The sequence below is a fragment of the Pseudomonas sp. S44 genome (assembly GCF_016624805.1).
GTDB classification, from domain to species: Bacteria; Pseudomonadota; Gammaproteobacteria; order Pseudomonadales; family Pseudomonadaceae; genus Aquipseudomonas; species Aquipseudomonas machongensis.
The window spans coordinates 17915-35875 of the sequence record NZ_JACVTY010000026.1 but is presented as its reverse complement, the minus strand read 5'-3'; the positions used below and the strand labels follow the sequence as shown (position 1 = coordinate 35875).

General features: G+C 65.0%; 21 protein-coding genes. 11 read left to right on the top strand and 10 right to left on the bottom strand.

The window, feature by feature from the left end:
• Positions 1–40 precede the first annotated feature (40 nt).
• Complete coding sequence (locus tag IAE40_RS18745; protein ID WP_153774473.1) at positions 41–532, bottom strand: hypothetical protein; 492 nt, start codon at positions 530–532, stop codon at positions 41–43.
• 120 nt (positions 533–652) lie between these two features.
• On the bottom strand, positions 653–1321 hold the full coding sequence (locus IAE40_RS18740; RefSeq protein WP_153774474.1) for a YciC family protein: 669 nt from the start codon (positions 1319–1321) through the stop codon (positions 653–655).
• Between the two features lie 151 nt (positions 1322–1472).
• On the opposite strand from IAE40_RS18740, the gene IAE40_RS18735 reads away from it, so the two are divergent.
• Positions 1473–2210, top strand: a complete 738-nt coding sequence (locus tag IAE40_RS18735; protein ID WP_054892844.1) for a DUF2076 domain-containing protein — start codon at positions 1473–1475, stop codon at positions 2208–2210.
• Between the two features lie 71 nt (positions 2211–2281).
• Complete coding sequence (locus IAE40_RS18730; RefSeq protein ID WP_054892845.1) at positions 2282–2761, top strand: LabA-like NYN domain-containing protein; 480 nt, start codon at positions 2282–2284, stop codon at positions 2759–2761.
• A gap of 10 nt (positions 2762–2771) precedes the next feature.
• On the opposite strand, the gene IAE40_RS18725 is transcribed toward IAE40_RS18730, so the two are convergent.
• Entirely contained in the window at positions 2772–3230 is a 459-nt protein-coding gene (locus IAE40_RS18725; protein ID WP_054892846.1) for an Lrp/AsnC family transcriptional regulator, read from the bottom strand.
• A 155-nt stretch (positions 3231–3385) separates the two neighbouring features.
• On the opposite strand from IAE40_RS18725, the gene yedA reads away from it, so the two are divergent.
• The gene (gene yedA, locus IAE40_RS18720) at positions 3386–4282 is read left to right on the top strand and encodes a drug/metabolite exporter YedA (protein ID WP_054892847.1); all 897 of its coding nucleotides are present in this window, start codon (positions 3386–3388) and stop codon (positions 4280–4282) included.
• 104 nt (positions 4283–4386) lie between these two features.
• The gene (locus IAE40_RS18715) at positions 4387–5712 is read left to right on the top strand and encodes a DEAD/DEAH box helicase (RefSeq protein WP_200603680.1); all 1326 of its coding nucleotides are present in this window, start codon (positions 4387–4389) and stop codon (positions 5710–5712) included.
• Positions 5713–5944: 232 nt separating this feature from the next.
• Here the strand turns inward: IAE40_RS18715 and IAE40_RS18710 are convergent, their stop codons facing one another.
• The 3 genes from IAE40_RS18710 to IAE40_RS18700 all read right to left on the bottom strand — a co-directional run bounded on the left by IAE40_RS18710 (position 5945) and on the right by IAE40_RS18700 (position 9022).
• Entirely contained in the window at positions 5945–7198 is a 1254-nt protein-coding gene (locus tag IAE40_RS18710; protein WP_200603679.1) for a TIGR03862 family flavoprotein, read from the bottom strand.
• Positions 7199–7346: 148 nt separating this feature from the next.
• Positions 7347–8261, bottom strand: coding sequence for a histone deacetylase family protein (locus tag IAE40_RS18705; RefSeq protein WP_197892081.1), 915 nt, complete (start codon positions 8259–8261; stop codon positions 7347–7349).
• 71 nt (positions 8262–8332) lie between these two features.
• Positions 8333–9022 carry a histidine phosphatase family protein gene (locus tag IAE40_RS18700; protein ID WP_063542652.1) on the bottom strand — a complete coding sequence of 230 codons (690 nt, stop codon included), beginning with the start codon at positions 9020–9022 and terminating at the stop codon, positions 8333–8335.
• 182 nt (positions 9023–9204) lie between these two features.
• On the opposite strand from IAE40_RS18700, the gene IAE40_RS18695 reads away from it, so the two are divergent.
• From IAE40_RS18695 to IAE40_RS18670, 6 genes are all read left to right on the top strand, one after another.
• Positions 9205–9774: a GNAT family N-acetyltransferase gene (locus IAE40_RS18695; protein ID WP_054892852.1), complete on the top strand. Its 570-nt coding sequence runs from the start codon at positions 9205–9207 to the stop codon at positions 9772–9774.
• A 90-nt stretch (positions 9775–9864) separates the two neighbouring features.
• Positions 9865–10734 (top strand): acyl-CoA thioesterase II, encoded by an 870-nt coding sequence (gene tesB, locus IAE40_RS18690; RefSeq protein WP_063542654.1) that lies wholly within the window; start codon positions 9865–9867, stop codon positions 10732–10734.
• Positions 10731–11321, top strand: coding sequence for an HAD family hydrolase (locus IAE40_RS18685; RefSeq protein ID WP_065861541.1), 591 nt, complete (start codon positions 10731–10733; stop codon positions 11319–11321). Before tesB ends, IAE40_RS18685 begins: the two co-directional genes overlap by 4 nt.
• 278 nt (positions 11322–11599) lie before the next feature.
• Positions 11600–12715 (top strand): ABC transporter substrate-binding protein, encoded by a 1116-nt coding sequence (locus IAE40_RS18680; protein ID WP_200603678.1) that lies wholly within the window; start codon positions 11600–11602, stop codon positions 12713–12715.
• A complete protein-coding gene (locus IAE40_RS18675) occupies positions 12712–13773 on the top strand; it encodes a FecCD family ABC transporter permease (RefSeq protein WP_054892671.1) in 1062 nt (353 codons plus the stop codon). The genes IAE40_RS18680 and IAE40_RS18675 overlap by 4 nt, the downstream gene beginning before the upstream one ends.
• Positions 13770–14531 (top strand): ABC transporter ATP-binding protein, encoded by a 762-nt coding sequence (locus IAE40_RS18670; RefSeq protein ID WP_200603677.1) that lies wholly within the window; start codon positions 13770–13772, stop codon positions 14529–14531. Before IAE40_RS18675 ends, IAE40_RS18670 begins: the two co-directional genes overlap by 4 nt.
• 40 nt (positions 14532–14571) lie before the next feature.
• Here IAE40_RS18670 and IAE40_RS18665 read toward each other — a convergent pair whose 3' ends face one another.
• Entirely contained in the window at positions 14572–14916 is a 345-nt protein-coding gene (locus IAE40_RS18665) for a cupin domain-containing protein (protein ID WP_063542660.1), read from the bottom strand.
• 79 nt (positions 14917–14995) lie between these two features.
• Entirely contained in the window at positions 14996–15931 is a 936-nt protein-coding gene (dmeF, locus tag IAE40_RS18660; RefSeq protein WP_153774480.1) for a CDF family Co(II)/Ni(II) efflux transporter DmeF, read from the bottom strand.
• 70 nt (positions 15932–16001) lie between these two features.
• On the opposite strand from dmeF, the gene IAE40_RS18655 reads away from it, so the two are divergent.
• Positions 16002–16277 (top strand): metal/formaldehyde-sensitive transcriptional repressor, encoded by a 276-nt coding sequence (locus IAE40_RS18655; RefSeq protein ID WP_153774481.1) that lies wholly within the window; start codon positions 16002–16004, stop codon positions 16275–16277.
• Positions 16278–16397: 120 nt separating this feature from the next.
• Here IAE40_RS18655 and IAE40_RS18650 read toward each other — a convergent pair whose 3' ends face one another.
• Both IAE40_RS18650 and IAE40_RS18645 read right to left on the bottom strand, forming a co-directional pair.
• Complete coding sequence (locus IAE40_RS18650) at positions 16398–17330, bottom strand: phosphatidate cytidylyltransferase (protein WP_200603676.1); 933 nt, start codon at positions 17328–17330, stop codon at positions 16398–16400.
• A 1-nt stretch (position 17331) separates the two neighbouring features.
• Entirely contained in the window at positions 17332–17955 is a 624-nt protein-coding gene (locus IAE40_RS18645; RefSeq protein ID WP_200603675.1) for a lysophospholipid acyltransferase family protein, read from the bottom strand.
• Positions 17956–17961 lie beyond the last annotated feature (6 nt).

Sequence of the window (17961 nt, the reverse complement as noted above, 5' to 3'; positions counted from 1 at the left end):
CTCAAGGCACTGACCCTCGCGTTGTTGTAAGCGCTGGGGTTCAGTTTGTGGGAACCACGAGGAACTCGGCGTCGTTCCCTTCGTAAGTGTTCAGGAAGTGGTAGGTGAAGTTATCGAAATGGGGGTCGTCCTGCCAGGTCTTCACGCCATGCCCTTCGTGATCACGCAAGCGGCAGACCCAGCCATTGGGCGCGTGCCGCAACGGTTCGAGTTTCCAGTAGTCGGTCACCTCGCTGACCTGATAGAGCCCGAGATAGCCGCCGACGCTTCGCCCAAGCCTGCTGAATCCGCTCGACCTGCTGATCATGTAGTGCAGGCGGTCTTCGGTCTTGGAATGAAACTCGAAGTCCAGAATCAGGGAAGGTTGGTCACCTCCCGCCTGCAGCCAGTCGTCCCCCGGAACTACGCCCCAGGTGAATTTATCCGTCGTTTTGCTCCGCCTGATCGGGACGAGCACGTCCCCCTTCATCCAGAAGAGCGTGGCTTTGAAGTCACGCTGTAGCTCGGTTGCGGAATCTGTTGTCATACCCATTGCATGCAGCTCCTGAGGGTGGCCCGCGACTGTCGGGCGTCGTTCAGGAGTGTCGATGCAATACGTTGGGCAGGGCACCGCGAACGCTTTCCAGAGCGTTGCCGTCATCCCGCACAGCTTTCAGTTTCCCGCAGCGGCGCCGGCCTCGCTCTCCAACAGCATGAACAAGCGGTACAGCACCACACTGCTGAACAACTGCAGGAAGCCACTGAGGCTGTCCAGCACCAGTTGCGCGCCTGGCTGCGGCTCTGGGAAGGCCATCAGCAGCAGGCCATCGAGCAGCCATAGCGGTGCGAGCACCGACAGCACGCAGATCAGGATGCGCATGAAGTGCCCGGTGGTCATGCGTGCGCTCTCGCGCATCGACTGCATGACGGGTAGGCCACGCAGGACCAGCAGGTACTCGGCGAACACCAGGTTGATCATGATCCATACGCCCGGGAAGATGAACAGCGCCAGGCCCGCCATGATCAGCAGCGAGCTGATCAGGATCAGCAGGGCCAGCGCCGGCCACAACTGCACGGCGCGAGCGAACAGGTTGCGCTTGCTGATCTGTTGGCCGTTGCTGCGGGTATCCAGGTAGAGGATCAGCGCGGCGCTGTACAGCGGGTAGAACAGCAGGCTGACAAGCATGCCGTAGGCCGGCGAGGCGTCGTCACCCAACTGGCGGTACAGCAATTGGCTGAACAGGGCTTCCAGCACCACCAGCGGCAGGCACAACTGCAGGATGCTGGTGAAGTGGCGGCGGAAGAAGTAGAGAGAGTCGCGCAGGATCGTCAGCGGGTTCATCGGTCTATATCGCAGGAAAAAGCAGTGCGTCACTTTAGCCCAGGAGCGGGCGATGCTGAAAAAAGTTTCATCGGCCCTGTAATTGAATCCTGCCCAGGCACGCCCCATCTTTGACCTTGTCCGATGTTCCGCATGGCCCAAGAGGTAGCCCATGAACACTGAAGAACAAACCCTGATCGACGGTCTGTTCGGCCGCATCAAGCAGGCCGAGGATCCCCAGCAGCCGCGCGATGCCCAGGCCCAGGCGCGGATCGAGGAGCATCTGCGCCAGCAGCCTGCGGCGCCGTACTACATGGCCCAGGCGATTCTGGTCCAGGAGGCGGCGATCAAGAAGCTCGACGAGCAGAACAAGCAACTCGAGGCCGAGCTCAGACAAGCCCGCGCCCAGGCCCAGCAAGAGGCGCCAAAGGCCAGTGGTGGCTTCCTGTCGAGCATCTTTGGCAGCAGCGCGCGTAGCCCGGAGCCTCAGCGTCCGGTCGCGCCGCCCCCTGCCTCCGGTTCTGGTGGCTGGCGCGAGCCTGCGCCCCAGGCCTATGCCCCACAGCCCCAGGCGCAACCGCAAGGTTTCGCTGCGGCCCCGGCGCGCAGTGGTGCGAGCAGCTTCCTCGGGGGTGCCATGCAGACCGCAGCGGGCGTGGCGGGTGGTGTACTGCTGGCGCAAGGTATCAGCAGCTTGTTCAGTCATAACTCGCAACCCAACGAGGTGGTCGAGGTGATCCGTGAAGAGCCGGCGCCGGCCAGCGACAATGGCGGCTGGAATGATCAGGACAACCAGCGCCAGGTTGCCGACAACGACGGTTGGGGCAATGATCAGGGCGGCTTCGTGGACAGCGACTACGACAGCGGCGGCGGTGGTTTCTTCTCGGACGATGACGACACCTTCGTCTGACGCGTCTGGCATAATCGCGGGATTCCCGGGGGCGCATTGCGCCCCTTTCGCCTTTATCCCGGGGCCACCAGGTGAAAAAGATCGCGCTGTTCGCGGATGTGCAGAACCTCTACTACACCGTGCGCCAGGCCCATGGTTGTCACTTCAATTACAGTGCCCTCTGGTCCCAGGTCAGCCGCGATGGCGCCATCGTCGAGGCCGTGGCCTATGCCATCGACCGGGGTGACAGCAAGCAGCAGCAATTTCAGCAGATCCTGCGCAACCTCGGTTTCGAGGTGCGCCTCAAACCCTACATCCAGCGCAGCGACGGCTCGGCCAAGGGGGATTGGGATGTGGGCATCACCCTGGACGTGTATGAGGCCGCCAGCCGGGTCGATCAGGTCGTACTGGCCTCCGGCGATGGTGACTTCGACCAGTTGCTCGAGCGGGTGATGCTGCGCCATGGCGTCGAGACGGTGGTCTACGGCGCGCCAGGGCTCACGGCGCTGTCGTTGATTCGCGCAGCCACGCGCTATGTACCGATCGAGGGTGATTTGCTGCTGCGTCACTGAACGGGCGCACTCACCCCTTCCTGCCGTTGCCCTGCAAGTGATCCAGCGGCACCCGGCGCTCCACCGCGCTGGACAGGATGATCGACGTCTTGCTGAACCCCAGTTGCGACACCTGGTTGATCAGCGCCTCCAGCTCATGCATCGAACCCACTGCCGCCTGCATGATCACGCACGGGTCGCCCGTGACCCGGTGGCATTCGGTGAGCTGGGGGATGCGCGCCAGGGCGTCATAGGCCTGCTGGTTGCCGTGGCTGGCCAGGCGCAGTTCGATGATGCACTGGATCGGCAGGCCGATCTTTTCCAGGTCGACCTTGGCGGCGTAGCCAGTGATCACTCCGCTGGCCTCGAGTTTGGCGACTCGCTCGGCCACCGCAGGCGCCGACAGGTTGACCTGACGGGCGAGCTGGGCATAGGTGGCGCGACCGTCTTCGAGCAGGGCGGCGAGCAGCATGCGATCGTACTTGTCCATGGGTCTCTCGTTGCGAATGTGCAATCAACGGGAAAACAGGCGAATTACCGTTCATTGCAAAGTGTATGGGCCTATTAAACGTGTTTTGTAACTTATGTTTACGGGAGCGCCTTCCTAAACTAAGTCACCCGTAAACGGATTTCGAGTCTTTTGTCATGCCTGCCTCCCGTCGTTTCCCCTGGCTGCTGATCGGCGCCTTCATTGCCCTCTACCTGGTCTGGGGGTCTACCTACCTGGCCATTCGCATCGGTGTCGAATCCTGGCCGCCGTTGCTGATGGCTGGGGTACGTTTTGTCATTGCCGGCAGCCTGTTGTATGGCTTCCTGCGCTGGCGCGGTGTGCCGGCTCCCACCTGGGCGCAATGGCGGGCGGCGGGGGCGATCGGGTTTCTGTTGCTCAGTTGCGGCAACGGTGGCGTGACCCTGGCCGAGCATGCCGGCGTGGCATCGGGCGTTGCAGCGCTGGCGGTGGCCACGGTGCCGTTGTTCACGTTGCTGTTCGGGCTGTTGTTCGGTCATCGCAATTCGCGTCTGGAATGGGCGGGGATTTTCCTCGGGCTTGCCGGTATCGGCTTGCTCAACCTCGGTTCGAACCTGCAGGCCAGCCCCATGGGGGCAGCGTTGATCCTGTTCGCAGCGGCGGCCTGGGCTTTCGGCTCGGTGTGGAGCAAGAACCTGCCCTTGCCCCAGGGCGCCATGGCCAGTGCTGCCGAGATGCTGGTGGGCGGTGCTGCGTTGTTGATCGGCAGCGCCCTGAGCGGTGAACGCCTGACCCAGATGCCGACGGCGGCGGGTTGGGGGGCACTGGCCTATCTGATCTTCTTCGGCTCGATCGTGGCCTTCAGCTCGTACATGTACCTGCTCAAGCATGTGCGGCCGGCGGCCGCGACCAGCTACGCGTACGTCAACCCGGTGGTGGCGGTATTGCTCGGGATTGCCTTTGCTGGTGAACGGATCGGCGCCGAGGAATGCCTGGCGATGGGCGTGATCGTCGGAGCGGTGGTGTTGATCGGGCTGCCACAGTGGCGGCGCGCGCCACGGCAGGTGGCCTGAGGAGCAGGTGCATCCGTTGTGGTGCAGCGGGCGTCAAAGCCAGCGCAACACCAGGGGGCTTGCGGTAAACTGCCGCCTTCGCTGAACCCCCTGACGGTATCACCATGAATTTCGCCAAACTCGGCCTGATCGAACCCCTGCTGCGCACCCTGCAGCAGCGGGACTATTCCACCCCGACCCCGATTCAGGCCCAGGCCATCCCCGCCGTGCTGGCAGGGCGCGACCTGATGGCCGCAGCCCAGACCGGTACCGGCAAGACCGCCGGTTTCGCCTTGCCGGTGTTGCAACGCCTGGCGCTCGAGGGTGAGAAGGTGGCCAGCAATTCGATCCGCGCGCTGGTGCTGGTGCCAACCCGCGAGCTGGCCGAGCAGGTGCACGCCAATATCCGTGAATACGCCGAGCACCTGCCGTTGAGCACCTACGCGGTGTACGGCGGCGTCAGCCTCAATCCGCAGATGATGCGCCTGCGCCGTGGCGTCGACCTGCTGGTGGCCACGCCGGGCCGCCTGCTTGACCTGTTCCGCCAGAACGCGGTGAAGTTCGGCCAGGTGCAAACCTTGGTGCTCGACGAAGCCGACCGCATGCTCGACCTGGGCTTTGCCGAAGAGCTGCGGGCCGTGTACGCCGCCTTGCCACGCAAGCGCCAGACCTTGCTGTTCTCGGCGACGTTCTCCGACCAGATCCGCATGCTCGCCGGCCTGGCCCTGAACGATCCGCTGAGTATCGAAGTCAGCCCGCGCAACGCCGCCGCCACCACCGTCAAGCAATGGCTGGTGCCGGTAGACAAGAAGCGCAAGGCCGACCTGTTCTGCCACCTGATGCGCAAGCAGCGCTGGAAGCAGGTGCTGGTGTTCGCCAAGACCCGCAACGGCGTCGATCAACTGGTCGAGCGGCTGCTGGCCGAGGGGGTCAATGCCGATGGCATCCATGGCGATCGTCCACAGGCGACCCGTCAGCGGGCGCTGGATACCTTCAAGGCGCGTGAAATCCAGGTGCTGGTGGCGACTGACGTCGCTGCTCGCGGCATCGATATCGACGACCTGCCGCTGGTGGTCAACCTCGACCTGCCGATCGTTGCCGAGGATTACGTGCACCGCATCGGTCGTACCGGGCGAGCGGGTAACAAGGGCGAGGCGATTTCCCTGGTGTGTGCCGACGAGGTGCAACTGCTGTCCGCGATCGAGGTCCTGATCCGCCAGACGTTGCCGCGTCATGAAGAGCCGGACTTCATCCCCGACCACCGGGTGCCGATGACCGATGCCAGCGGCCAGGTGCTGAAAAAGCCGAAAAAGCCCAAGAAACCCAAAGAGAACAGTGCCAAGCGCGGGCTGGGCAAGTGGATGGACAGCTCGGAAGATTCGGCACCGACGGTCAAGCCGGTGCGCAAGGTGCCGAGCTTCAACAGCGGGCCACGCAAGCGCAAACCCTAGTGCTGAGTCTTGTTCAAAAATCTGAAAGCCAGCCCAATCCCTGTGGGAGCGGGTTTACCCGCGAAAAAGACACCGCGCTGCCTGGCACGGGCTACGCCCGTGTTCGCGGGACAAGTCGGAGCGCCGAACCGCCGCTCCCACAGGGGATTGGGCTGGCCTTCAGATTTTGAACAAGACAGCTGCTCCCACAGGGATTGGGCTAGCCTTTAGGTTTCGAACAAGAGAGTGGCTCCTACAGGGAGGCCGCCTTACGCTCGGACAACCACTCCAGCGCCGCCCGTCCGGCCCATAGTCCGCTGGCAAAGCACGCCGTCAGCAGGTAGCCCCCGGTCGGTGCTTCCCAGTCCAGCATCTCGCCGGCGCAGAATACTCCGGGTAGTTGCTTGAGCATCAAGCCCTCGTCCATCGCCTCGAAACGCACGCCACCGGCACTGCTGATCGCCTCATCCAGCGGCCGCGTGCGCACCAGTTCGATCGGCAGCGCCTTGATTGCCTGCGCCAGGCGCACGGGGTCGGCAAAGGTGGCCTGGTCGGTCAGCTCGCGCAGCAGCGCGGCTTTCACACCGTCGATGCCGAGCTGCCCATGCAGGTGCTTGGCCATCGAGCGGGAGCCACGGGGCTTGGCCAGGGCCTGAGCGATTTTATCCACAGGGCGATCCGGCAGCAGGTCGAGCAGCAAGGTGGCGCGTCCGTTGCGCTCGATACCGGCGCGGAGCGCCGCCGACCAGGCGTACACCAGGCTGCCTTCCACGCCTTGGGCGGTGAGGATGAACTCGCCCTTGCGCGGGGCACTGCCAGGTACGCTCAGGGCGATGTTTTTCAGGGGCGCGCCGGCGAACTTGTCCTTGAGCAGGTCGCTCCAGGCCTGGACTTCGAAACCACAGTTGCTCGGGCGCAATGGCGAGATATCCACAGCGCGCTCGGCCAGCAGTGGCACCCAGCTGCCGTCCGAGCCCAGGCGCGCCCAACTGCCGCCGCCCAGTGCCAAGACCACGGCAGTGGCCTGTACCAGGCGTTCGCCCTGTGGATAACCGATTCGCAGTGCGCCTTCCGTGTCCCAGCCAAGCCAGCGGTGCCGGGTGTGGATAACCACGCCGGAATCGCGCAGGCGTTTGAGCCAGGCGCGCAGCAGCGGCGCCGCTTTCATGTCCGTGGGGAAGACCCGCCCCGAGGTGCCGACGAAGGTGTCGATGCCCAGGCCGTGGATCCACTGGCGCAGGGCGTCGGCATCGAAATCACGCAGCAGCGCGTCGATGGCTTCGCGGCGTTCGCCATAGCGACCGATGAAGGCTGGGTAGGGTTCGGAGTGGGTGATGTTCATGCCGCCGACGCCCGCCAACAGGAACTTGCGCCCCACCGACGGCATCGCATCGAACACCTCGACCGCCACACCGGCCTGAGCCAGGGCCTCGGCAGCCATCAGGCCGGCGGGGCCGCCGCCGATCACGGCGACGAGGGGAGGGGAGATGGTGTGGGAATCGGTCATGGTGGCGGCAGGCTGTGGAAAAGAGTCGGCATTCTACCCCAGCGGTGCCTGCGCAGATACTGTTCAAAAAATGAACAAATCTTTGCAGGTCAGGCAGTTGAAGGGCTCCAGGGGCTTTCTCGCAGGTTATCCACAAGCGGTTCCACAGTCATTGTGTGTAACCCAGGACCCGCGCCGCGGTGTGATGAAGGATGCCGTGACGCCGAGCCAGCGCCTCGCGGTCCTTGCTGTAACCGCCGCCGATCACCCCGACCACCGGGATATCACGGCCAAGGCACTGGCGCAGTACCGCTTCGTCGCGGGCGGCGACGCCCGCATCGGTCAGTTGCAGATAACCCAGGGCGTCGTCCTTGTGCACGTCGACACCGGCGTCGTACAGCACAAGGTCGGGCTGGTAGAGCGGCAGCAGGTAGTTCAGCGCATCGTTCACCACCTTCAGGTACGCCGTGTCGTCCATGCCGCGCGGCAAAGGGATGTCCCAATCGCTCTGGGCCTTGCGTGCCGGGAAATTCTGCTCGCAGTGCAACGACACGGTGATTGCCTCTGGTGTGTCGTGAAGGATGCGTGCGGTGCCGTCGCCCTGGTGCACGTCGCAATCGAAGATCAGCACGCGGTGTACGCGTCCGGCTGCGAGCAGGTAGTGGCTGATCACCGCCAGGTCGTTGAAGATGCAGAACCCGGCCGGGTGGTCGTAATGGGCGTGGTGGGTGCCGCCGGCCAGGTGGCAGGCGATACCGTGACGCAGGGCCATCTCGGCGGTCAGCAGCGAACCGCCGACGGCGCGCACGGTCCGCCGTGCCAGTGCCTCGCTCCAGGGCAGCCCCAGACGGCGCTGGTCTTCGCGTGAGAGCTCGCCGTTCATGTAGCGCTCGATGTAGGCGCGGTCATGGGCCAGGGCAAGGATGTCGTTGGGGCAGAGTTCGGGGCGCAGCAAGGCCTGGTCGGTGGTCAGCCCGCTGTCGATCAGGTGATCGTGCAGCAGGCGGAACTTGTCCATGGGGAAACGGTGTTCCGGCGGGAACTCGGGGCTGTAGTCTTCGTGGTAGATCAGCGGCAGGGGCATGGGCAGGATCGCAGCTGGAGGCAGCGTTGATCTTGCCAGTGGGCCGGAATGCCACGCAACTCAAACACCCATCAGCGTTGTGCCGAGGCGAGCACCCGTCGCCAGTCCGGCTCGTTCATGCGCCCGAGGATGCGCGCCTTGCCGCTGCCATCGACCGACACGAACAGCGCGCTGGCGTAGCCACTTTCGCGTTCGCCCGGGGCAACCTTGAGCGTGCGCTGGAAGTGATCGACGCAGCCGTTGTGGGTCACCAGCACGAGATTATGCCCTGCACGCTTGTGCGCCATGGCCTGGCCTGCGAAGCCGCTTTCGCAGCCTTCGAGCCAGTCCTCGCTGGTCACCGTGTCGCCGACGATGAAGTGTGCGGTCTGTCGGGTGCGCAGCTTCGGGCTGCTGAGCAGGTCGGCGCCGTCCAGCCCAAGGCGTTGCAACCCTTCTCCGACACGCTGCGCGGCCTGGCTGCCGGAGACGGTGATTCCGGTGGGGTCGTCCAGGCAAGGGCCGGGCGCGCTGTCGCAGCGCTCGGCGTGGCGAATCATCACGATCACGCTGCCTTCGGCCCACTTCTGCAACAAGCCGCTGGCGTTCAATTGTCGTTCATTGCCAAGGTTCACGATGTGTGTCCTCGTTGACGACCACAGCATCAATCCGGCCGCGGCCAGCACCAGGGCGAGGCCGGCGGCCCAAGCCTTGCGCGAACGTCGGTGTCGCTTGCGGCGGGTGGGGAGGGCCAGGTTTTCCAGGATGTCGCTCGACAGCATGCTCGGGCTCCGGCAGAGAGGGCCGCGCACAGGGCGGCGGCAGGTGATGGCATTCTGTGAAGCGGCCTGTCTGCACCGAGTGAAGCCGTTGTGAAAATTGCATTGGGCCTGGGGGGCAGGTGAAAAGCGCCCCCGGCGCCTAATCTGTAGACTGCAGGACTGAAAACCTGGAGCCCGTCCCGATGACCCCGATCCTCAAGCTCGAAAGCGCCCGCCTGGTGTTGCGCCAATGGCATGACGACGATTTGCAGGCGTTCGCCGAGATGTGCGCCGACCCGCAGGTGATGCGCTATTTTCCTGCGCCATTGACGCGTCTGGAGGCCGCCGCGCTGATCGGACGCATCCGTGGTCATTTCAACGAATACGGCTACGGTCTATGGGCATTGGAGCGCATGGACAGTGGTGCCTTCATTGGCCTGACCGGATTGCTCAACGTCAACTTCGACGCCCCCTTCGCTCCGGCGGTCGAGATCAGTTGGCGTCTGGCCCGTCGTCACTGGGGCCAGGGCTTTGCCAGCGAGGCGGCCTGGACCTGCCTGCGCTGCGCATTCGCCCAGTTGCGCCTGGATGAGGTGGTGTCGTTCACCACTCAGGACAACGTACCCTCGCAGAAGGTGATGCAGGCGATCGGCATGGTTCAGGACGAGGCAGGCAGCTTCGAACATCCGCGGCTGCCCGAGGGGCACCCGCTGCGCCCGCACGTGCTGTATCGCATCGACCGTCCGCGCTGGGAGCGAACCCTGCATGCCTGAATGGGCCGCCATGCACGGAGGCAATGACAAATTCTGTATGATTTGCGCCAATGCCCGAATTGCCGTGACACCTGTTAGGAGAAGCCCCCGATGAGCCATGTGTTGGACGACCTGGTCGACCTGTTGAGCCTCGAATCCATCGAAGAGAATCTGTTCCGTGGTCGTAGCCAGGACCTGGGCTTTCGTCAGTTGTACGGCGGCCAGGTGCTGGGCCAGTCGTTGTCGGCGGCCAGCCAGACGGTCGAGGACGCGCGTCATGTCCATTCCCTGCACGGCTATTTCCTGCGTCCTGGCGATGCCAGCATGCCGGTCGTCTACTCGGTCGATCGGGTACGCGATGGCGGCAGTTTCAGCACACGCCGGGTCACGGCGATCCAGAAGGGCAATCCGATCTTCACCTGCAGCGCGTCGTTCCAGTACGACGAGGGCGGTTTCGAACACCAGGTGCAGATGCCCGATGTAGTCGGCCCCGAGAACCTGCCCAGCGAAGTCGAACTGGCCCGCGCCATGGCCGACAAGCTGCCCGAGCGAATCCGCGACAAGGTGCTGTGCGCCAAACCCATCGAGATCCGCCCGGTGACCGAGCGCGATCCGTTCGACCCCAAGCCGGGCGATCCGGTGAAGTACGCCTGGTTCCGCGCCGACGGCAGCCTTCCGGACATCCCGGCGCTGCACAAGTACCTGTTGGCCTACGCCTCGGATTTCGGCCTGCTGACCACCTCGCTGCTGCCGCACGGCAAATCGGTGTGGCAGAAGGATATGCAGATCGCCAGCCTCGACCATGCACTGTGGTTCCACCGTGACCTGCGTGCCGACGACTGGCTGCTGTACGCCACCGACAGCCCGTGGGCCGGCAACGCCCGTGGTTTCACCCGCGGCAGCATCTTCAACCGCGCCGGGCAACTGGTGGCCTCGTCCACCCAGGAAGGCCTGATCCGCCATCGCAAGGACTGGGCATGAGCCTGCACGAAGTCCGCAACTGGGTGTTCGACATGGACGGCACCCTCACCGTGGCGGTGCACGACTTTGCCGCGATCCGCGAGGCGCTGGAGATTCCGCCCGAGGCCGACATCCTCACCCACCTTGCCGCGCTGCCCCACGAAGAGGCCACGGCCAAGCACGCCTGGCTGCTGGAGCACGAGCGCGACCTGGCGATCGCCTCGAAGGCCGCGACCGGCGCGGTCGAGCTGGTACGCGAGCTGTCGGCGCGTGGCTGCCGACTGGCGATCCTCACGCGCAACGCGCGGGAGCTGGCACATGTCACGCTGGAGGCCATTGGCCTGGCGGACTGCTTCCCGGTCGAGCACATTCTGGGACGCGACGAGGCGGCGCCCAAGCCCGACCCGGATGGCCTGTTGCAGATCGCCCGGGCCTGGGGCGTGGCGCCGTCGGAGCTGGTGATGGTGGGCGACTACCGCTTCGACCTGGATTGCGGGCGGGCGGCGGGGGCCAGGACGGTGCTGGTCAACCTGCCCGACAACCCCTGGCCGGAGCTGGCGGACTGGCATGCGGCGGATTGCCGGGCGTTGAGGGCGATGCTTGGCTGAAAGATTGCGCTGGGTTCTTCGCGGGCAAGCCCGCTCCCACAACAGCCCTCATAGCTTCTGAATACTGTTGTGTTACCTGTGGGAGCTGTTGTTTGCCGCTGCGACTTGCCCGCGAAGAACACCCCGCAACCCCAATGTAATGAAACGTCACCCATGACGATTCACTGACATCCCACTACATACCCGGACACTGGCAAGGGCAGCCCGCTGACTAGAATGCCCGGTCTTGAATGAGACCGATTCTCTGTCACGCATCCGCTGTTGCCAGGAGCCCTCCGATGCCTTCCATTCTCCGTTCCGCGCGGCGCCTGCTGCCGTTGCTCATGCTGCTGGCCGCAGGCCTCGGCACTCTCCAGACCGCCAGCGCCGCCCAGGTTACCGACGTGCTCGGGCGCAAGGTCGAGGTCGATCATGCGCCCCAGCGTATCGTCCTCGGCGAGGGGCGGCTGTTCTTCGCCCTGGCCCTGCTGGATCGCGACAACCCGTTCCAGCGCGTGGTTGGTTGGCAGAACGACATGCGCCTGCTCGACCCGCACACCTACGAGGTCTACGCCAAGCTTTATCCACAGGTGGCCAAGCTGCCGCTGATCGGCCAGGCCTCGGAGCAGAGCGTCAGCGCCGAGCAGATCCTGGCACTGAAACCGGACCTGGCGATCTTCAGCATCGCCGGCGAAGGTCCGACCCAGCACAGCCCGGTCGCCGACCTGCTGGAGCAGGCCGGTATCCCGGTACTGTTCATCGACTTCCGCGTGCACCCGATCAAGAACACCCGCGTCAGCCTCGAAGCCCTGGGCACCTTGCTGGGTCGCGAACAGCAGGCGCGGGAATACCTGGACCTCTACGACAGCCACCTCAAGCACGTCACCGACCAGGTGGCGGGGCTCAAGGACAGTGAGCGCCCGAAGGTCTTCCTCGAACTGCTGGCAGGCGTCTGGCAGGCGCCGGGGCACACTACCGGCAAGAGCGGCCTGGGCAGCGTGGTCGAGGCGGTCGGTGGGCACAACATTGCCGCCGACGTGGTGCCCGGTGCGCTGGGCGACGTCAGCGTCGAATACGTGCTCAAGGCCGACCCGGACGTCTACATCGCCACCGGCAACCGTGCCCCCGGCGTGCTGCTCGGCGCCGGTGTGAGTGCCGATACCGCACGCCAGAGCCTGGCCAGGATCATCGCGCGCCCCGAGTTCGCACCACTGCGCCCGATCCGCGATGGCCAGGCCCATGGCCTGTGGCATGACTTCTACAACTCGCCGTTCAACATCCTCGCCATCGAAGCCATGGCCCGCTGGGTTCACCCCGAGCGCTTCAAGGATCTGGATCCGCAAGCGACCATGACCGACATCAACCACTTGCTGAAGGTCGGCCTGGACGGCCACTACTGGATCGACACCAAGTGACCGCCCAGGCTCTGGACGGCGCCGCGCTGGCAGCCTGGCGTTATCGGCGCCTGCTCTGGCGGCGCGCCGGGCTGGTCGGAGGGCTGGCCGTGCTGCTGGCGCTGGCGGTGCTCGGCGACCTGGCCAGCGGCGCCTCCGGCATGGGGCTCGGACAACTGCTGCATGGGGTGTTCGACCCGAACGCACTGAGCGCCACCGAACGGGTGATCATCTGGAACGTGCGCCTGCCTTACGCGCTGATGGCGGTGCTGGTCGGGGCCGCGCTGGCACTGGCCGGCGCCGAGATGCAGGCGATCCTCGACAACCCGCTGGCCAGCCCTTTCACCCTGGGTGTGTCCTCTGCCGCGGCGCTGGGTGCGTCGCTGGCCATCGCTTATCCGCTGTCGGTTGCCTGGCTGACGCCGAGCGCCCAGGTGACGGTGATGGCGTTCGTCTTCGCCTGCTTGTCGGTACTGCTGCTGCAGGCCATGTCGCGGCTGCGCGGTGCCGGGGTCGAGAGCCTGGTGCTGTTCGGTATCGCGCTGGTGTTCAGTTGCAACGCATTGGTGTCGTTGCTGCAATTGCTGGCCACCGAGGATGTGCTGCAGCAACTGGTGTTCTGGACCCTCGGCAGCCTGGCGCGGGCCAACTGGCAGAAGCTGGGCATTCTTGCTGCGGTGCTGGCGCTGGTGCTGCCGTTCTCGCTGCGCGCCGCCCCGGCCATGACCCTGCTGCGCATGGGCGAAGACCGCGCCCGCAGCTTCGGCGTGGACACCCGGCGCCTGCGCGTCGCTTCGCTGCTGCGCATCAGCCTGCTGTCGGCGACTGCGGTGGCCTTTGTCGGCACCATCGGGTTTATCGGCCTGGTCGGCCCGCACATCGCCCGCCTGCTGGTGGGTGAGGACCAGCGCTTCCTGCTGCCGGCGAGTGCGCTGGTCGGGGCATTGCTGCTGTCGCTGTCGTCGATCGCCAGCAAGCTGATCCTGCCAGGGGTGATCGTGCCGGTGGGGATCGTCACTGCCCTGGTGGGCGTCCCGGTGTTCGTGGTGCTGGTGTTCCGGCGGGGGAGAAGGTTGTGAGCTTGCGTATCGAAGGGCTGTCGGTCAGCTATGGCGCGCGTCGGATCATCCAGCAACTGAGCCTGCCGCCGCTGCCGGCGGGCAGCCTGGTGGCGCTGGTCGGGCCCAACGGGGCGGGCAAGTCCACCCTGCTGCGGGCCCTGGCCGGACTGGAGCGGATGCAGGGCGCGGTGCACCTGGGCGATGAGGACGTTACCCGCCTGAGTTTCGCCGAACACGCCCGGCGCCTGGCCTACATGCCACAGCAACTGCCGCCGGGGCTGGCGCTCGGGGTGCTGGAGAGCATCGTCGCTGCGCTGCGCGTGGGGGCTGCCGATGACCTGTTGGCGACCGCCTTCGATGCGCTGCGCCAGTTGGGCATCGAGCACCTGGCCGAGCAAGGCTTGGACAGCCTGTCCGGCGGCCAGCGCCAACTGGTGGCCCTGGCTCAGTTGCTGGCGCGCAATCCACAGGTGCTGTTGCTCGACGAGCCGACCAGCGCCCTGGACCTGCACTACCAACTGCGGGTGATGGATGCGGTGCGTGAGCGGGTGGTGCGCCATCGGCTGTTGGCGGTCGCGGTGCTGCACGACATCAACCTGGCGGCCAGCCATGCCGATTGCCTGGTGATGCTGGAGAAGGGCCGGGTGGTGGCCTGCGGCACCCCGGCGCAGGTACTCGAACCGCAGTTGCTGGCGCAGGTATATGGCGTCGAGGCGCGGGTCGAGCAGTGCTCTCGTGGTCGCTTGCAGGTGCTGGTGGACCGGGCGCTGCGCTGAGCCTGCCGGCCCGGCTGCACGCCCGCTCCGTCGGCCGCAGTCAGGCGAAGACGAAGTACTTGCGTACGGTCTCGACCACTTCCCACGTGCCTTTCATGCCGGGCTCGATGACGAACACATCGCCACCCTTGAGGTGCTTGGGCTCTTCGCCTTCGGGGGTGATGATGCAGTAGCCCTCGAGGAAGTGGCAGAACTCCCACTTCTCGTAGTTGACCTCGAACTTGCCAGGCGTGCAGATCCAGGTGCCCATGATCTTGCTGCCATCGGCCGACAGGTAGGCATTGAGGTTGACGGTGTGCGGGTCGCCGCCGATGCGTTTCCACTTGGTCGCATCGACCACCGGGGTCGGACAGGTTTCGCGCAGGACGGTGATGAAGTCGGACATGGCAGGGCTCCTGATGACGGGCTGAGTGACCCGTCACCTTAGGGGCTGGGCGAAAGGCACGGTTGCCTGCGCTCGACGTTCATCTGTCTGGATGCGCTATGGCGTTCACCTCGACGGTGATATGCGCAAGCTCCTCGTGTTCCGCCAATGCCTGGCGTACACGGTCGGCACTCAGCTCTGTAGTGCAGGCCAGGCCGAGGATGCAGGCGTACTGGTCCTTGCCGACGCGCCACAGGTGCAGATCGGTGATGTTCGCCTGGACTGGCAGCGCGGCGACCGCTTCGCGGATTTCTTCGACCAGTGGCGCGTCCATCTCGGCATCCAGCAGCACCCTCCCGGTGTCGCGCAGCAGCCCCCTTGCCCAAAGCGCCACCAGTACTGCGCCAAGCAGGCCCATGACTGGGTCGAGCCAGGCGGCGCCCCACAATTTGCCCGCCACCAGGGCGACGATAGCCAGCACGGAGGTCGCCGCATCGGCGATGACGTGCAGGTAGGCCGAGCGCAGGTTCAGGTCGTGTTGGTGGTGGCCATGCTCATGGTTTTGCTCGTGGTGGTGGGCATGATCGTCGCGCAGCAGCCAGGCGCAGATCAGGTTGACTCCAAGGCCGATCACAGCGATGAAGATTGCCTCGTCGTAGTGGATGGGACCGGGCGTGAGCAGGCGCTCGACCGACTGGAAGGCCATCACCCCCGCGACCCCGAGCAGCAGCAGGGCGCTGGAGTAGCCGCCCAGGATCTCGATCTTCCAGGTGCCGAAGGCAAAGCGCCGATCTGTGGCATAGCGGCGTGCTGCGGCGTAGGCCAATAGCGAAAGGCCCAGGGCCAGGGCATGCGAGCTCATGTGCCAGCCATCGGCGAGCAGCGCCATGGAGTTGAAGAACCAGCCCCCGGCGATTTCCGCGACCATCATGATCGCCGTGAGCCAGACGGCCAGGCGCGTCTTGCGCTCGGCACCGAGGTTGCTGGTATGGAACTGATGGCTGTGCAGCCATTTGTCAGAGGCGGTGGCCTTCATGGTTTATGATGCTCCCGTATGATCCAGAAATATACTATACCCCAGTATACATATCATGATGTGAGGCGCCATGGCACACACGTTGAAGAACAAGAAGTCGCTGCTGACCCGAGTGCGCAAGATCAAGGGTCAGGCCGGCGCACTGGAGAAGGCGCTCGAGCAGGAGAAGGACTGTCTCGCGATCCTGCAGCAGATCGCTGCGGTGCGCGGGGCGGTAAACGGCCTGATGGCCGAGGTCATGGAAGGGCATATCCGCGAGCACCTGGTGGCGGACGGGCTGAGCATCCAAGAGCGCCAGGAAGAGGCGGACAAGGTGGCTGCGCTGCTGCGCTCCTACCTCAAGTGACTTCAGGGGCTTGAGCCAGCGGGGTGTCGCGCAGGGCTTATACCCCAGGGGGGTATTGATGATGAGGATCGGTAGGGGTGGGTAGGGCGCAATACCGCTGCACCCCGACCCTGCGCTGTTCTAGGCCCACCAGTAGCGCACGAAGTGGAAGAACACCGGCGCGGCGAAGCACACCGAATCCATGCGGTCGAGCATGCCGCCATGCCCTTCGATCATGTGCCCCCAGTCCTTTACCCCACGGTCGCGCTTGATGGCCGACATCACCAGCCCGCCAAAGAAACCCATGGCGTTGACCGTCAGCGCCATCAGCGCTGCCTGCCAGAAGTTGAACGGGGTGATCCAGCACAGCAGCGCGCCGACCAGCGTGGCCAACGCCACCCCGCCGGCCAGGCCTTCGACGGTTTTGGACGGCGACAGGTTGGGCGCCACCTTGCGCTTGCCGAACAGCTTGCCGCACACGTACTGCAGCACGTCGCTGATCTGCACCACCAGGATCAGCCAGGCAATCAGCAGCAGGTTGCGGCCCTCGTAGCCGGGGATGTCCAGGGTCATCAGCGCAGGCACCGACGACACGCAGTACACCGCGATCATCAGGCCCCACTGCACCTTCGAGGCGCGCTCCAGGAAGCGCGTGGTATCGCCGCCAAAGCTGGCCAGGATCGGCAGCAGCAAAAACAGGTACACCGGGATGAAGATGCTGAACATGCCGTACCAGTCCATGGCGATCAGCAGGTACTGCACCGGCAACGCTACGTAGAACGCAGCCACCAGCGCTGGGTAGTCGCTGCGCCGGGTCGGGGTGAGGGTCATGAACTCGCGCAGGGCGTAGAACGACACGCAATAGAACAGCACGATCACGCCGTACTTGCCGAACACGAAGGCCAGACCGATCACCAGCACCATCACCCACCAGGCGTTGATGCGTGCATTGAGGTTGTCGATCACTGCGTGCGGCGCGGAGGCTGCGCGCCACTTGAGCAGGCGACCGATGATGCTGGCCAGGAGCAGCAGGGCGCCGATGCCGGCGAACAGGGACAAGGTGTTGTGATCCATCTCAGACTTCCTTCGGGGCCAGGTTCAGCAAGGCTTGACGGGCCCGCTCGAGAAACGCCTGCTTGCTTTCGTCAGGCAGCACCTGCAATGGCTCGCCGAAACTCAGCGTGCACAGCAGCGGCAACGGCAGGGCGCGGCCTTTGGGCATCACCCGGTTGAGGTTGGCGATCCACACCGGTACCACCTCGATTTCCGGCTGGGCAGAGGCGAGGTGGAACAGGCCGCTCTTGAAGGGCAGCAGTGGATCGTCTCCAAGATTGCGCGTGCCTTCCGGGAAGAAGATCAGCGAATCGCCCTGGGCCAGGGCATCGAACACCGGTTGCAACGGGTTGTCCTGGCCCTCGCTGCGCTGGCGATCGATGAGGATGCCGTTGAACACCTTGCGTATGACGAAATTGCGCAGCCCGGGCTTGTTCCAGTAGTCCGCGCCGGCCACGGGCCGCGTTCGGCGCCGCAAGGGCTCCGGCAGGGAGGTCCAGAGCAGGACGAAATCGCCGTGGCTGCTGTGGTTGGCGAAGTACAGGCGCTGCACCGGTTGGGGCGTGCAGCCGAGCCACAGGGCACGGGCGCCGGTGATCAGGCGCGCGGCGGAGGTGATGGCGAAGGCGGTGAGGGCGGCGAGCATGGTGCG